General features: G+C 62.0%; 13 protein-coding genes. 8 read left to right on the forward strand and 5 right to left on the reverse strand.

Annotation, left to right across the window (positions count from 1 at the left end; all coding sequences use genetic code 11):
* Positions 1-3 precede the first annotated feature (3 nt).
* Together betC and betI are read right to left on the reverse strand one after the other, a co-directional pair.
* Positions 4-1,512, reverse strand: a complete 1,509-nt coding sequence (betC, locus tag ACUXVX_RS06795) for a choline-sulfatase (RefSeq protein ID WP_446310922.1) — start codon at positions 1,510-1,512, stop codon at positions 4-6.
* The gene (gene betI, locus ACUXVX_RS06800; RefSeq protein WP_222470265.1) at positions 1,509-2,081 is read right to left on the reverse strand and encodes a choline-binding transcriptional repressor BetI; all 573 of its coding nucleotides are present in this window, start codon (positions 2,079-2,081) and stop codon (positions 1,509-1,511) included. The genes betC and betI overlap by 4 nt, the downstream gene beginning before the upstream one ends.
* A 101-nt stretch (positions 2,082-2,182) precedes the next feature.
* Here betI and choX point away from each other — a divergent pair, with 101 nt between their 5' ends.
* The 8 genes from choX to ACUXVX_RS06840 all read left to right on the forward strand — a co-directional run bounded on the left by choX (position 2,183) and on the right by ACUXVX_RS06840 (position 11,810).
* Entirely contained in the window at positions 2,183-3,103 is a 921-nt protein-coding gene (gene choX, locus ACUXVX_RS06805) for a choline ABC transporter substrate-binding protein (RefSeq protein WP_446310923.1), read from the forward strand.
* 112 nt (positions 3,104-3,215) lie between these two features.
* A complete protein-coding gene (gene choW / locus ACUXVX_RS06810; protein ID WP_222470263.1) occupies positions 3,216-4,055 on the forward strand; it encodes a choline ABC transporter permease subunit in 840 nt (279 codons plus the stop codon).
* Complete coding sequence (choV, locus tag ACUXVX_RS06815; RefSeq protein ID WP_446310924.1) at positions 4,052-5,089, forward strand: choline ABC transporter ATP-binding protein; 1,038 nt, start codon at positions 4,052-4,054, stop codon at positions 5,087-5,089. The genes choW and choV overlap by 4 nt, the downstream gene beginning before the upstream one ends.
* Positions 5,090-5,193: 104 nt before the next feature.
* Positions 5,194-5,634 (forward strand): ribose 5-phosphate isomerase B, encoded by a 441-nt coding sequence (gene rpiB, locus ACUXVX_RS06820; RefSeq protein WP_446310925.1) that lies wholly within the window; start codon positions 5,194-5,196, stop codon positions 5,632-5,634.
* Positions 5,635-5,752: 118 nt separating this feature from the next.
* A complete protein-coding gene (locus tag ACUXVX_RS06825) occupies positions 5,753-6,238 on the forward strand; it encodes an RrF2 family transcriptional regulator (protein ID WP_446310926.1) in 486 nt (161 codons plus the stop codon).
* A 113-nt stretch (positions 6,239-6,351) separates the two neighbouring features.
* Entirely contained in the window at positions 6,352-9,552 is a 3,201-nt protein-coding gene (locus ACUXVX_RS06830) for a chemotaxis protein CheB (RefSeq protein ID WP_446310927.1), read from the forward strand.
* A gap of 152 nt (positions 9,553-9,704) precedes the next feature.
* Complete coding sequence (locus ACUXVX_RS06835) at positions 9,705-10,358, forward strand: hypothetical protein (protein ID WP_446310928.1); 654 nt, start codon at positions 9,705-9,707, stop codon at positions 10,356-10,358.
* Positions 10,359-10,442: 84 nt separating this feature from the next.
* The gene (locus ACUXVX_RS06840) at positions 10,443-11,810 is read left to right on the forward strand and encodes an aspartate aminotransferase family protein (protein ID WP_446310929.1); all 1,368 of its coding nucleotides are present in this window, start codon (positions 10,443-10,445) and stop codon (positions 11,808-11,810) included.
* 15 nt (positions 11,811-11,825) lie between these two features.
* Here the strand turns inward: ACUXVX_RS06840 and ACUXVX_RS06845 are convergent, their stop codons facing one another.
* From ACUXVX_RS06845 to ACUXVX_RS06855, 3 genes are all read right to left on the reverse strand, one after another.
* Positions 11,826-13,241, reverse strand: a complete 1,416-nt coding sequence (locus tag ACUXVX_RS06845) for a UdgX family uracil-DNA binding protein (protein WP_446310930.1) — start codon at positions 13,239-13,241, stop codon at positions 11,826-11,828.
* The gene (locus tag ACUXVX_RS06850) at positions 13,241-14,467 is read right to left on the reverse strand and encodes a putative DNA modification/repair radical SAM protein (protein WP_446310931.1); all 1,227 of its coding nucleotides are present in this window, start codon (positions 14,465-14,467) and stop codon (positions 13,241-13,243) included. The genes ACUXVX_RS06845 and ACUXVX_RS06850 overlap by 1 nt, the downstream gene beginning before the upstream one ends.
* 108 nt (positions 14,468-14,575) lie before the next feature.
* Complete coding sequence (locus ACUXVX_RS06855) at positions 14,576-14,995, reverse strand: VOC family protein (RefSeq protein ID WP_446310932.1); 420 nt, start codon at positions 14,993-14,995, stop codon at positions 14,576-14,578.
* Positions 14,996-14,998: the final 3 nt, after the last annotated feature.

A 14,998-nucleotide genomic window follows, 5' to 3' on the forward strand; every position in this document is an offset into this window, starting at 1 on the left:
ATCTCACTCGCCGCGCGGAAAGCGGGCGTCTTCTTCAACGGTGTTCAGATCCATGTGGTTGCGCATGAAGCGCTCGGAGGCCTTTTGGAGCGGCTGGTAATCCCACGGGTAGTATTCGCCGTTGCGGAGCGCCTCGTAGACAACCCAGCGACGGGCTTGAGAGCGGCGAACTTCGTCGTCGAACCGTTTGAGATCCCAGCGCGCGGCGGCCTCCGATTTGAGAGCCTCGTAAGCCTCGGCGTGCGCAGGGTCACCTGCGAGGTTGGTCAACTCGTGCGGGTCGGCCTCAAGGTCGAACAGCTGATCGGGGTCGAGGGCGCAGAGGTTTAGCTTGTAGCGACCCTTGCGAAGTGAGACGAGCGGCGCGTAGCTGGCCTCGGCGGCGTATTCCATCGCCACCGCGCTTTGCCGCTCGGCGCCTTGGCCCAAGGGCTTGAGGCTTTCGCCCGCCGTCCAGGGCATGACCTCTTCCATGCTCACGCCCGCGAGGTCGCAGAGGGTGGGGCATATGTCGATGTTGCTGACGGGGGCCTCAATCAGCCCCGGCGCCATCTCGGGCGAGGCGATCATGACCGGGACCCGTGCGGAGCCCTCGTAGAAGTTCATCTTGAACCAGAGGCCGCGCTCTCCGAGCATGTCACCGTGGTCGGAGACGAAGAGGATCGTCGCCTCCTGCCGGGTTGCTTCCAGCACGTCCATAAGCTCCCCCACTTTCTCGTCGAGGTAGGAGATATTGGCGAAATAGGCGCGGCGGGAGCGACGAACATTCTCCTCGGTGATGTCGAAATTCCGCCAGTCATTCGCATCGAAGATCCGCTTCGAATGGGCGTCCTGCTCATCGTACGGAATGGCCCCGACTTCGGGCAGCAGGTGCTCGCAATCCTCGTAGAGATCCCAGAACCGCTTTCGGGCCACATAGGGATCATGCGGATGGGTAAAGCTGACCGTCAGGCACCACGGGCGCTCATCATGCCCACGGGCCAGATCGTAGAGCTTGCGGTTCGCGTGATAGGCGACTTCGTCGTCATACTCCATCTGGTTGGAAATCTCGGCCACGCCCGCGCCGGTCACCGAGCCCATGTTGTGATACCACCAGTCGATGCGCTCGCCGGGTTTGCGGTAGTCTGGGGTCCAGCCAAAATCGGCTGGGTAAATGTCGGTCGTCAGCCGCTCCTCGAAGCCGTGCATCTGGTCGGGCCCGACAAAGTGCATCTTGCCCGAGAGGCAGGTCTGATAGCCCGCGCGGCGCAGGTGGTGGGCATAGGTCGGCAGGTCGGAGGGGAACTCTGCGGCGTTGTCATAGACGCCGGTCACCGAAGGCAGTTGGCCCGACATGAAGCTCGCTCGCCCGGGGGCGCAGAGCGGGGAGGCAGTGTAGCCGTTCCTGAACCGTGTCGACCGCGCCGCCAAGCGCTTGAGATTGGGGGCATGAAGCCAGTCCGCCGGCCCGTCGGGAAAGAGCGTGCCATTCAGCTGGTCGACCATGATGATGAGAAAGTTGGGGCGGCTCATGCCAGGGCTCCGAGTTCATTGGCCAAAGTGGCGAGGGCATGGTCGGTCGCGGTCTGGCCGGTCATGTCATCGGGGTTGGAGGCGTAGCGAAGGTAGAGGCCATCGACGACCGCGCCGATGCGCTCGGCGATCTCGGTGGCCTCCTGTTCTGCCAGCGGTCGCAGGTCATGCACGAGGTTCGAGCGGAGGCGCCGGTGATAGACCGAAAGCAGGCGGCGTGCCTCTTCGTTACGGCGGGCCAGAACGTAGAAGTTGAGCCATGCCGAGATTACCTCGGCGCGAAAATTGCAGCTTGAGAAGCTGGCCCGCAGAATGCCTTCGAGCCGTTCGCGTGGCCCGTCCGACACCAGCAGGGCACCACGCACCTCGGCGGCGTAGACGCTGAGCACATGACGCATGGCCGCGAGAAAGAGCTGGTCCTTGTCACCGAAGTAATGAAAGGCCAGCGCTGCCGAGACGCCTGCGCGCTTGGCGATCTTGCCAACCGTCACATCGAGCGAGCCATTCGCGCCGATCTCATGTATCGTCGCCTCCACCAACTGGGCTCTGCGTTTGGGTTCCACGCTCATCGCCGACTCCAAAAGTGCTTGCAATATGGGGATAAACGGTCATTGTTTGATTGGTCAATCAACAAAATGAACCTACCACTCCGACGAACAGGGAGACCAACATGAAAACCACCGCAGCCGTTTCCGCGCTTGCCATCTGCGCCGCCTCCGCGGCTTGGGCCCAGTGCGATACCGTCGTCATGTCTGACGTGGGCTGGACCGATATCACCACCACCACGGCCACTGCCAAGCATGTGCTCGAGGGGCTGGGCTACGACGTGGATGTAAAGATCCTCTCGGTGCCCGTGACCTTCGCCTCGCTTGAGAGCGACGACGTGGATGTGTTCCTGGGCAACTGGATGCCGGCGCAGTCCGGCGCCATCGGCCCCTACATCGAGTCGGGCGAGATCGAGGCGATCAACGTGAACCTCGAAGGCACGAAGTACACGCTCGCCGTGCCGACCTACACCTTCGAGAAGGGTCTGCAGAGCTACGCCGATATCGCCAAGTTCGCCGAATCGCTCGACAACAAGATCTACGGCATCGAGCCGGGCAACGAGGGCAACGGCTACCTCGTGTCGCTCATCGAAGAGAACAAGATGGGCCTCGGCGATGCCGAGATGGAAGTGATCGAAAGCTCCGAGCAGGGCATGCTGGCGCAGGTCGATCGCGCCTACAAGGATGAGCAGGATATTGTCTTCCTCGGCTGGGAGCCCCACCCGATGAATGCCAACTTCTCGCTCAAGTACCTGCCCGGCGGAGAAGATTTCTTTGGCGGTGAGGGTGTGGTCCACACCGTGACTCGCAAGGGTTACTCCGAAGAGTGCCCGAACCTCGGCAAGCTCTTCGCCAACATGGATTTCACGCTCGAGATGGAAAACGGCATCATGGGCCAGATCCTTGATGACGGTGCCGATCCGGCGGATGCCACCGAAGAGTGGCTGAAGGCGAATGCCGATGTGCTCGACACTTGGCTCGCGGGTGTGACCGCCAAGGATGGCGGCGATGCCAAGGCCGCCGTCAGCGCCGCGCTGGGGCTCTGATCGAAATCGCAAGACCGAACCGCCCGCCATGCCGCGGGCGGTTCTTTTTTGGCCCGAGGAAAAGGCGCCGCGCGAGCGCCGGCCAAGCAGGGACAATGGGGAGAACTGAGCCGTGGAAGACTGGCTGGAAGATTACAAGATACCCGTGGGCAAGGGCGCCAAGGTCGTGTTCGACTGGATCCGCGACCACGGTGAGGTGCTGCTGGACGGTTTCGCGTCGATCATGGAGACGATGATCGACGCCATCTTGTGGATCATGCAGGAGCCTCCTGCGATTCTCGTCATCGCCGCTTTCGTTGCGGCCACGTGGTTCCTTCAGAAGAGCTGGAAGATCTGCCTCTTCGTTTTTGTCGGCTTTCTCTTCATTCTCAATCAAGGCTACTGGGACGAGACCACCGAAAGCCTGACGCTGGTGCTCTCCGCCTGTCTCGTCTGCATGGCTATCGGCGTGCCCATCGGCATTGCCTGCGCGCACCGGCCCAAGCTCTACACCTATCTCCGCCCGGTGTTGGACCTGATGCAGACCTTGCCGACCTTCGTTTACCTGATCCCGGCCATCGTGTTCTTCGGCATCGGCATGGTGCCGGGTCTGATCGCCACAGTGATCTTCGTGCTGCCCGCGCCGATCCGGCTGACCTACCTTGGCGTCGCCTCCACCCCGCAGGCGCTGCTGGAGGCCGCTCGTGCCTTCGGTGCCACGCCGCGGCAAACGCTGTGGAAGGTCGAACTCCCCTACGCCTTTCCGCAGATCATGGCGGGCCTGAACCAGACCATCATGCTCTCGCTCTCCATGGTCGTCATCGCCGCCCTCGTGGGGGCCAACGGCCTTGGTGTTCCGGTTATGCGGGCGCTGGGGCAGGTGAACACGGCGCTGGGCTTCGAGAGCGGCTTCGTGATCGTTGTTGTTGCCATCATGCTTGATCGGATGCTGAACGTGGGGGCGCGCAAATGACCACCGCTGTGAAAATCGACAACGTCTCCATCGTATTCGGCGAACATCCCGAGCGTGCTCTGCCGCTTATGGATGCTGGTCAGGAACGAGGTGAAATTCAGCAGGAGACCGGCCAGGTTCTCGGCGTTCACAATTGCTCGCTGGATGTGAAAGAGGGCGAGATCCTCGTGCTAATGGGCCTTTCCGGCTCAGGCAAATCCACACTGCTGCGGGCGGTCAACGGGCTCAATCCCGTGGTGCGCGGCGCGGTTCACGTGAATGACGGGCAAGAAATGGTCGACGTGACCAACGCCGACAAACCCACGCTCCGGCGTATTCGCATGCACCACGTCGCGATGGTGTTCCAGCAGTTTGGGCTGCTGCCATGGCGGACGGTGCGCGAAAACGTTGGCCTGGGGTTGGAACTGGCAGGGATGCCCCGTACCGAGGCAAACGCGCGGATCGACACTCAGCTCGACCTCGTCGGGCTGACCGACTGGGCCGAACGCAAGGTGGGCGAGCTCTCGGGCGGAATGCAGCAGCGCGTTGGCCTTGCCCGCGCATTTGCCACCGAAGCGCCGATCCTACTGATGGACGAACCCTTCTCGGCGCTCGACCCGCTCATTCGGACCAAGCTGCAAGACGAACTGCTGGAGCTTCAACAGAGGCTGAAGCGCACCATCATCTTCGTCAGCCACGACCTCGACGAGGCCTTCAAACTCGGCAACCAGATCTCGATCATGGAAGGCGGGCGGATCGTACAGACGGGCGCGCCTCAGGACATTTTCCGCGACCCGAAAAATGACTACGTGGCCGAGTTCGTCCAGCATATGAATCCTCTCGGGGTGCTCCGGGCTCGTGATCTGATGCAGCCGGCCACCGGCACGCCAGCCGTTACCATCGACGCCGACAGCCTCGTGCGTGACGGGTTGGAGACGGTGACGGCACAGGCTGAGCCGGTGGGGGTCGTGGAGAATGGCACGCTGGTCGGGCAACTCTCGAAGGACGATATCCTGATGGGGCTGGCCGCGCGTGAGGTCACCCCGGTGAGCTGAACGGCGCGTCAGACTCGCTGGACCTTGTGGCAAAGGTGAGTATTTTCGCCGCGAATGCGGCCCGCTTTCGGGCCGCTACAGTGCCATTCTTCGGGGAAGCCACCATGACCGCCAGCAAACGTATCGTCCTGTCCAGTGACCACGCCGCCATCGAGCTGCGTCAGGCCGTGGCCGCCCATGTGACCGAGAAGGGCTGGGAGGTGGAGGATATCGGGCCGGTGACGACCGAGAGCACCCACTATCCGCTGCATGGCAAATCTGCGGCGGAAAAGGTTGCCTCGGGTGACTGCGCGCTTGGCATCATTCTCTGTGGCACGGGGCAGGGGATCATGATGGCGGCCAACAAGGTGCCCGGTATCCGCTGCGGCGTGTGCTCCGACACTTTCTCCGCCCGCATGATCCGCCAGCACAACGATGCCAACATCCTCTCGATCGGCGCGCGCGTGGTTGGTGAGGGGCTGGCGCTGGATATCGTCGATGCCTTCCTCGATGCCGAGTTCGAGGGCGGGCGGCATGCGGCCCGGGTGGAAATGATCGAGGGCTGAAGCCCGAAAGGCCAGTCCACGCCAACCTACAAAGCACCTGACGGCCTTGATCCATGTCATGGGACGTGGAGCGGAAATTTCTATAGGCTCCTGAAAACGACAGGAGCCCGAGCCGTCAATGCGTCTGACGACACGAACCAATCTTGCCATGCGGGTGCTGATGTTCTGCGCCTGCCACCCCGGAAAACTGCATCGGTCCGCCGATATCGCGCTGGCCTGCAACGTTTCGGTCAACCACCTGATGCAGGTCGTACCGGTGCTGAACCGGCTGGGATACATCCGCGCAACCCGCGGGCGATCCGGCGGTGTCAGGCTCGCGACCTTGCCTGAGCGTGTCAGCGTGGGCGAAGTGTTCCGCCACTTCGAAGCGGCTCTGCCCTTTGCCGAGTGTTTCGAAGGAGCAGAAAACACCTGCCCGCTGACGGCCTCATGCCGCCTTCGGCCAGCGCTGTTCAAGGCGTTGGACGCCTTCTATGCGGCGCTGGACACGGTGAACCTGGCAGACCTCATCGACGGCAACACCGGGTTGGAAGAGCTCTTCAGCCATACGGCACTGACTGCGCCTACGCCGCGTTGCGTACAAGCGCCGCAAGTGGACAGATAGCCTCGAACTTCGGCCTCAACGTAGCCATTAAACACATGGCAACCCTTTACAACCGGTGCTAGAAATTCGGCACAGAGCATCCGCATTGAGTTATGGAATTTGCCGGGGGATATATGGCCGAAGCCACAGCAGAAACGCCCATAGTTGTTGGCATTGCGGCCTCTGCGGGCGGGCTCGAAGCGATGTCTCTATTCTTGCAGAACCTCCCCAAAGGGTTGAGTTGCACCTTCGTTTTGGCACAGCACATGTCGCCCAGCCATGAGAGCATGCTGGTCAAGCTGCTTGGGCGCGAGACCTCACTGGACGTGAAGGAAATCCGGGAGCCAACGGTGCCGCAACCGGATACGATCTACATTCCGCCGCCGGGCAGTGATGTGGGCTTTCATGACGGCATGCTGGAAGTTCTAAAGCCCACGGGTCACCCGGCCACGCCCAAGCCCTCCGCCGACCGGCTTTTCAAAGCTTTGGCCGAAGGGCTGGGGTCGCGTTGCATGGGGCTGGTGCTTTCCGGCACCGGAAGTGATGGCAGCTATGGGGTGCAGGCGATCCGCGAGGTGGGGGGTATCACGCTCGCGCAGGAGCCGACTTCAGCGAAATACGACTCCATGCCGGTCTATGCCATCCGTACCGGCTGCGTCGATCTCGTGCTGACACCGCAACAGATCGGCAAGCATCTCGAAGAAATCCTCAGCAAGCCCCGTGATCTCGAAGAGCTGAAACGGATGGGCGAGGAGGCAACTAAAAACGCCGACCTCTTTCAGATCCTGCTGGCCCACACGATGGTCGATTTTCGCCAATACAAGGAGAGTACGATCAACCGCAGGGTCCACCGGCGGATGGTGGCCAAGGGCATTGCCACCCGCGCCGAATACATCGACTTCTGCCGCCGCAGTCAGGAGGAGGTCGAGGCGCTCTACAAGGATCTGCTCATCTCGGTGACCCGGTTTTTCAGGGACCGCGAGCAGTTTTCGGTGCTGGGCGACGTGATACGCGATCGGGTCAAGGCCAAACCGGGGGCCAAGATGCGGATATGGGTGGCCGGCTGTGCCACCGGGGAGGAGGCCTATTCAATTGCTGCACTCTATGCCGAGGCGGCTGGTGGGCCGGAGGCGCTTGGCAAGGAAAGGCTCCAAATCTTTGCGACTGACATCGACGAGCACGCGCTCGCGATCGGCCGAAAGGGCACCTATCCGCGCAGCGCGGCCGATGACATTCCGTCCGATCTTCTGGCGAAATACTTCGATATCTCCGGCGACCGGCTGACGGTCAACAAGGCGCTGCGCAATTGCGTCATGTTCACCCGGCACAACATCTTTCAGGATGCGCCGTTCATGTCGATTGACCTGGTGAGCATCCGGAACGTCCTGATCTACTTCGACAGCAACCTTCAGGATCGGGTGCTCTCCCGCATTCAATACGCGCTTGCCCCCGATGGCCTGCTCTTTCTGGGCACGTCGGAAACCACCGGCGCGATGGACGGCCATTTCGTGCAGTACGAAGGCTCGGCCAAGATTTACGCCAAGCGCACCTCACCGCCGCTGGATGCAGCGAGCATCGGGTCGACCCATGCCATTCGTGCCAGCCGCCGGATCCTTGATCAGCAAAAGCAGCATCCGTCGGATCACCCGGACGATTGGGAGCATTTCCATGCGCTGGTAAAGGCCGTGGCGGAGAATGCGGTGCTGGTGAACCATGAGGGCACAGTGCTCAAGGTTTACGGCGACCTCGCGCCGTTCAGCCAGATCACCGATGCAGTGTTCAAGGGTTTCTCTCTTCGACTGCTGAAAGCCCCGCTCGCAAATGAGAGCACCACCCTCACGTTGGTGGCCCTCAAGAACATGAAAACCCGAACGGGGCAGTGGCATGAGATGGAGGGCCGTGGCTTCAACTACGCGCGTCTCGTGGCCTATCCGCTGCGCACCAGTGACCACGAAGACCCGCACGTCCTAGTCACGATCGAAACCGAAATGCGGAGCGCGCCGGAGCCGAATGAGGAAGAGCGCAGCGATTACCTGACCTATGTGGAAAATGAGCTGAGCCGAACGCGCGAAGCGCTGAACGTGACCATGGAGCAGCTCCAGACTTCGAATGAGGAGCTGCAATCCCTGAACGAGGAATTGCAGAGCTCCAATGAGGAGTTGCAGAGCACGAACGAAGAGCTCGAAACCTCGAATGAGGAGCTTCAATCCACCAATGAAGAGCTGATCACCGTCAATGAGGAACTTATCGTCAATTCGACGGAGCTTCAGCGCACGACGGCCGAGCTGAATGGCATTGTCGACGGGCTGCCGACGACTATGCTCATGCTCGATCAGGGTCTGCTCATTCGCCACGCCTCCCGCCGCGCGATAGAGGAGTTCGGGCTGCGGACGCGCGGTCAGTCGATGGGGCATATCTCTCAGGCCCACCTCCCAGATGGGTTTCCTTCACTGGTGGATCTTTGCTCTCAGACCCTTCTCAGCCGCAAGTTCACCTCGCGCCAGTTCGGGCGGGATAACCGGCGGTTTCTGCTCACGATTGCACCGCTGTTCAGCTCAAGCGACGATCTGATCGGCCTCGTCCTGATGGTGACGTCGCTCGAGTCTTCGATCGAGACTACGCTCAACCACACCCTGCGCCGTTTTGGCCAAATCGGGACCTGGCAGGTGGCCCTTCCGGAGAAGGAGGTCACCTGGTCGGATGAAACCTTTGCGATACACGGCATGGCACCCGAGGCGGCGACCTTTCCGCTCGAGCGTGCGCTGGAGTTCTACCACCCCGATGACCGTGCCGCCGTGAAGGCGAAGCTCGACAAGGCGGTGGAGGCACAGGGGAGCTTCGACTTCAAAGCGCGGATCATCCGCGCGGATGGTCAGGTGATCGTGGTCGAAAGCGGGGGGACGGTCATCACCGACCGGCTGAACAATGCGGTCATGGTCGTCGGTGTTTTTAGGGACTACTCCCGCGTCCAGACTGAAGCCGTGCTGCTACGCCATTACGATGAGATTGCCACCGAAAAAGGGGTCGGAGTGCTCTCATATGATGTGCAGAATGGCGTCTGTTCTTGGAACACGGAGCTATTCAAGCTTTTGAGCTTGGACCCGTCAGATCAGTCAGACATCGAACGGGTTCTGGAAGCGTTCGACGCAGATTGCCGCGATACTTTCCGTAAGCATCTAAATGCGGCCGCTTCCAACAGCCAGCCATTTGATTTCGAGGCAAAGATGCCAGGCGGCGATGGTTCCGAGACAATGTGTCAAATCTCGGGCCGGGCGTATCGGGACGAGGCAGGAGAAGTCAGCCACGTCGTCCTGACATTTACGAAGCTCGGTTGACTGCCGCATCCTTACCCGCGTCCACCGCCCGTTAACCATAAGGTAACGATTTCCAGCCGATAATGCCGTGTTTCCGAAAAGGCTGCGACGAGGGCTGCAAGATGTGGATTGGTGCGGATACGGAAGGTGCTGAAAATTCGAGTCAAATTGCGTTGTCGATCTTCCGCGACACAACCACCAACCAGTGGTTTGTGGACCGGGTCGAGTTCGATCTCGGCGCAACCCGCACGAAGACCAGTTTCGCCGTGCCGCAGCCGGTGGAGCAGGCCTTCACCCCCGCTTTTCTGGAACAGCTGAAACTGCACCTGCCCACCTCGCATGACCGGGGGCTGATGGCGGATGCCGATGTTCATGTGCCAATCGCCCATCTCTCCCTTGTGGGGATCCGGGTCGCTGCGCAAACTGCCATCGACGGGATTCAAAAGGTCTGGGTTAGGTTCATGCGGGCCTTCGGTTCTGTGCAGGCGCTGCTTCTGCCGCGCCATCGAACGGAGCATGCTGCCGAGAATGCGCTCCACTCGGTGGCGGCGATGGCCCTGCTCGATCTGCTCTTGCCCTGTCTGGACATGCTGCGTTTCGAGCTTCCCAAATCCTATGACGATGCCGGGCCGGTTGAACGGGTGCAGGCGCGGCTGGAGACCTTGCAGGAAAAGAGGCACGATCTGGAGTTCTACGTGGGCCTTTTCACCCGATACCTCGCCCACCGGCCGGGCGTGGGTGAGTACACCGCAGCACAACAGCTGCCCCGCGATACCCCGGAAGCCTTGAGGGGCCTCGGGCTGCCCTTGGCCGCGCCGATACGCTAGTTTTTCAGCCTGCGCTTTCTGGGGGGTGACATCCGCCAGCGCCTGTGGATGCTGGGCCGCGAAATCCTACGGAAAGGCCCTGCCATGAATCGCCACTCGCCCAACTCGCCTGAAGCCCGCGACATCGCTTACCACCTGCACAGCTACACCAACGCCGAGCTGCATCAGGAGGTCGGCCCAACGGTGATCGAACGGGGCGAGGGCGTTCATGTTTTTGACAACCAAGGCAAGCGCTACGTCGAGGCGCTGGCCGGCCTGTGGTCGGTGGCTGTAGGTTTTGGCGAAGAGCGGCTGGTGAAAGCTGCTACCGAGCAGATGCAGAAACTGCCCTACTACCAGACCTTCGCCCACCGCTCGCATGGCCCCGCGATTGACCTCGCGGAAAAGTTGGTGAGCCTCGCGCCAGTGCCGATGAGCAAGGCCTATTTCACCAACTCCGGCTCCGAGGCCAACGATACTGTGGTCAAGTTCCTCTGGTATCGCTCCAATGCACTGGGCAAGCCAGAGAAGAAAAAGATCATCTCTCGTCTGCGGGGCTACCACGGCGTTACCGTGGCCTCGGCTTCGATGACGGGCCTGCCCTATAACCACAAGAGCTTCGACCTTCCGCTGCCGCAGATACTGCACACCACTTGCCCGCACTACTGGAAAGAGGGGCAGGACGGCGAGAGCGAAGAGGAGTTCGCCACTCGCTGCGCCGCAGATCTCGACGCGATGATCCAAGCCGAAGGCCCCGATACCATCGCAGCCTTCATCGGGGAGCCGGTGATGGGGGCAGGTGGCGTGGTGGTGCCGCCCAAAGGCTACTGGCAGAAGATCCAGGAGGTGCTGGCCAAGTACGACATTCTGCTGGTCGCCGACGAGGTTATCTGCGGTTTTGGCCGGACGGGCAACCTCTGGGGCAGTCAGACCTTTGATATCAAGCCTGATATCCTCGTGACATCCAAGCAGATCACCTCCTCCTACTTCCCGCTCTCCGCCGTGCTGCTGAACGAACGCGCCTATGCGCCCATTCAGGACGAGTCGGGGCGGATCGGCACTCTGGGCCACGGCGTCACTGGCGCTGGCCATCCGGTCGGGGCCGCCGTAGCGCTCGAGAACATCGCGATTATCGAAGAGCGCGGGCTGGTCGCCAATGCCGCGAAACAGGGCGAGCCGTTGCGGGCCGGGCTGAAGAAACTGGCTGACGAGTTCGGCCTTGTGGGCGAAATGCGGGGCATTGGCCTGATCGCAGCGCTGGAGATGGATCCGGCCAAAGCGAAGGAAGAAAAGCCGGTTGGCGCGCTCGGGACAGCGATGAACGTGGCGCTGATGAACCACGGCGTCATTGCCCGAAACCTTGGCGACACAATCGCCTTCTGCCCGCCGATGATCATCGACGAAGAGGGGGTGGCCGAGATCCTGAAGGGCGTTGAAGCTGCGTTGAAAGATGTGAGCGCCGAGCACGGTTAAGGCCTTAAAGGGCGGTCAGGCGAGCATTGCTTTGGCCGCCCTCAGATCTTTGGTAAATTGCACCTCGGCGGCAATCCGCGCCTGCCGGTCGGGCAGCCGTAGCAGATAGCTGGGATGGGTCGTCAGGAGCACCGGAGTCCCGTCCTTCGTGGCTTCTACCGTCCCCTGTCTGGCGGTGATGTTCTTTGCCGACCCGGTCAGGGCCAGCGCGGCGGTAGCGCCCATTGCGAGAACCAACCGCGGCTTCACCCATTGCCGCTCGAGATCGAGCCACCATGAGCAAATTTCGACCTCCCCGGCGTCAGGGCGCTGGTGTATGCGGCGTTTGCCGCGTGGGGTGAACTTGAAGTGCTTCACCGCATTGGTGACGTACACCTTCTCTCGCGCCAGACCGGCCTTTGCCGCGCAGCTATCGAAAAGCTGGCCAGCCGGCCCGACGAAGGGCTTGCCCGAGAGGTCCTCGGCGTCGCCCGGTTGCTCACCAACCACCATCAGCGGCGCAGTCCACGGGCCTTCGCCCGCGACAGCCTGAGTGGCGCGGCATCCTATCGGGCAGCGGGTGCAGGCATCGAGATGTTGCTTGAAGGTCTCGTGCGTCACACCCTCCGGCATCGGCGCACGGGTCGCGACGGCCTTGGCGGCGAAGGCGGGCGGGATGGAAGGCATCTTGGCCTGCATCTCCGCCGCGCGGGCGGGGGCCGTGCGGATCAACTCGGGGATAAGCCGAGCCTCAGGCAGGTGCTTCCAGTATTTTTTGGGCATTTCCGAGCGCATCGCCTCGGGCATCAGGCGCGCGGGGTTGAAGATGTTGGCGTAATAGGTCCGCCAAAGCTCGTGGCTGGCATCCTCGGGCGGCCGAACATTCGCCCGGGTGTCTTCGAACGTCAGCTGGCCAGCGATGAAGCGGGCGGTCAGGTCAGGCGTCGCGATCACCCAGTCCATATCGCCGAACCGCTTGGCAAAGAAGGGCGCGGCAGCCTCGGTGATAGGGTTGCCGGGCTCGAACCAAGCGGCAAAGGCGCGGCGGTTGGCACCCGGTTCGGTCACCTCGTTGAATCGGACGAATGCGTGCATCTTGTGAATGTCGCGGCCCACCTCCTTGCGTTGATGCAGGAGCTTGCGCAGCGCGTCGTCGGCTCGGCCGCCCCAGCGGATCTCGCCGCGACCGAGGCGGAGAACGAGGGCGTAGGCGCGGGCAAATCGCTCGGGGTCGCGATGGTAGAGGCTGCTTTCGATATCGAAGAGCGCCTGCTTGGAGAGCCGGATTTCTACCGGGGCGCCGCGCGGGGCGTCGTCGGATGCAAACAGATCCTGCTCGCTGTCTTGTGTCCAGCGCACATGCTCGGCGCCTATCCCCTCGGCAGCAAGCTTGCGCGCCTCGCTGCGCCATGCGGCAACCGACCCGATTTTTGGCAGGCGGACCGTGAGCATCAGAAAAGTGAGAGCTGCTCGGGCGGCGGAGCAAAGCGGGCGCGCAGGTTGGCTTCATCGGTCAGCCCACGGGGGGACCAGCCGGGGCAGGTGATGAAGGGCTTCGCGTTCTTCAGGTTGCAGCCGATCTTGAGGAGGTCGTCATAGCGCAGGGTGCGGTGCTTCCGGGCGGCGAGGATATGTTTTACGCTGGTCGTGCCGAGGCCGGGTGTTCGGAGCAGGGCCTCGCGGGAAGCGCGATTGATATCGACAGGAAAGGCCTCGCGGTGTTGCAACGCCCAAGCGAGTTTGGGGTCGATCTCGAGGTCGAGCATGCCGGAGGCGGGGGCGATCTCGCCCGCGTCGAAGCCGTAGAACCGCATCAGCCAGTCGGCCTGATAGAGCCGGTGCTCGCGTTGCAGCGGCGGGCGGATGAGCGGGAGAGCCTTCGAAGCATCGGGGATGGGGGAGAAGGCGGAGTAGTACACGCGGGACAGCTTGTAGCTGGCATAGAGCGTGGATGAGTTGGCGAGGATGTCACTGTCTTTCGCCGCATCGGCGCCGACGATCATCTGGGTGCTTTGCCCGGCGGGCGCAAAGCGGCCGCGGCGGCCTTTCCAGCTTGGCTCCTTCGCGGCCTCTCGGCGGGCGCGGACGCCGGCCATGGCGGTGCGGATCTGCTGGGCGGATTTCTCGGGTGCGAGCGAGGTCAGGGCCTGCTCGGTGGGCAGTTCAACGTTGATCGAGAGCCGGTCGGCCCATTTGCCTGCCTCGTCGAGCAGTTCGGGCGATGCATCGGGGATGGTCTTGAGGTGGATGTAACCGCGAAAGTTCTCAAGCTCCCGCAGGGTTCGGGCGATGCGGACCATGTCGGCCATCGTGTCATCGGGTGATTTGATGATGCCGGACGACAGGAACAGCCCCTCGATGTAGTTGCGGCGGTAGAACTCGACGGTGAGATGCACGACCTCCTCCACCGAGAACCGCGCTCGCTCTACCCGGCTCGACACGCGATTCACGCAGTAGGCGCAATCGTAGATGCAAAAGTTCGTCATCAGGATTTTCAGCAGCGAGATGCAGCGGCCGTCGGGCGTATAGGCATGACAGATGCCCGCGCCGCCGGAGGAACCGAGGCCGTTGCCATCTTTGCTGTTGCGCTTCTCCCCACCAGAGGAGGCGCATGAGGCGTCGTATTTGGCGGCGTCTGCGAGGATCGCCAGCTTGTCTTGCAGCGTGCGTTTGACCATGATGTTCTGTATATGTTCCTGTCGCAGAACATGCCAGTCACAGGGTCGGGAGGGCAATGCATAAAGACATAGCCGGGGCAGGTGGGTGACCCGCCACGGCAGGAAAGATCAGCCTTGTTCGCCCTCGGCCATGACCATCCAGCGGATGCCGAAGCGGTCAGTCAGGGTGCCGAAGAGCGGGGTCCAGAACATGGGCATTAGCGGCATGCGCACCTCACCGCCTTCGGCGAGGGCCTCGAAAGCCGCGCGGGTTGCGGCCTCGTCGGGGAGGGTTGCGGCCATGGAGCAGCCGGCCATGGGGATGAATTCGCCCATCATGTCGTCGGACCCGTAAATCAGGCTTTCGCCGATTTTCATGCTGCCGTGCATGACCGCGTCGGCGGGAATGTCGGGCATCTGGGCCTTGTCCGCCTCGGGCAGGTTTGCGTAGGTCATCAGGTCCGGTTCGGGCGAGCCGAAGACTTTTGCATAGGTTTCAAAGGCTTCGCGGCAGGTGCCTTTGAAGAAGAGATAGGGGGTGGCTTCCATGTC

The organism is Vannielia sp. SX4, assembly GCF_052828525.1.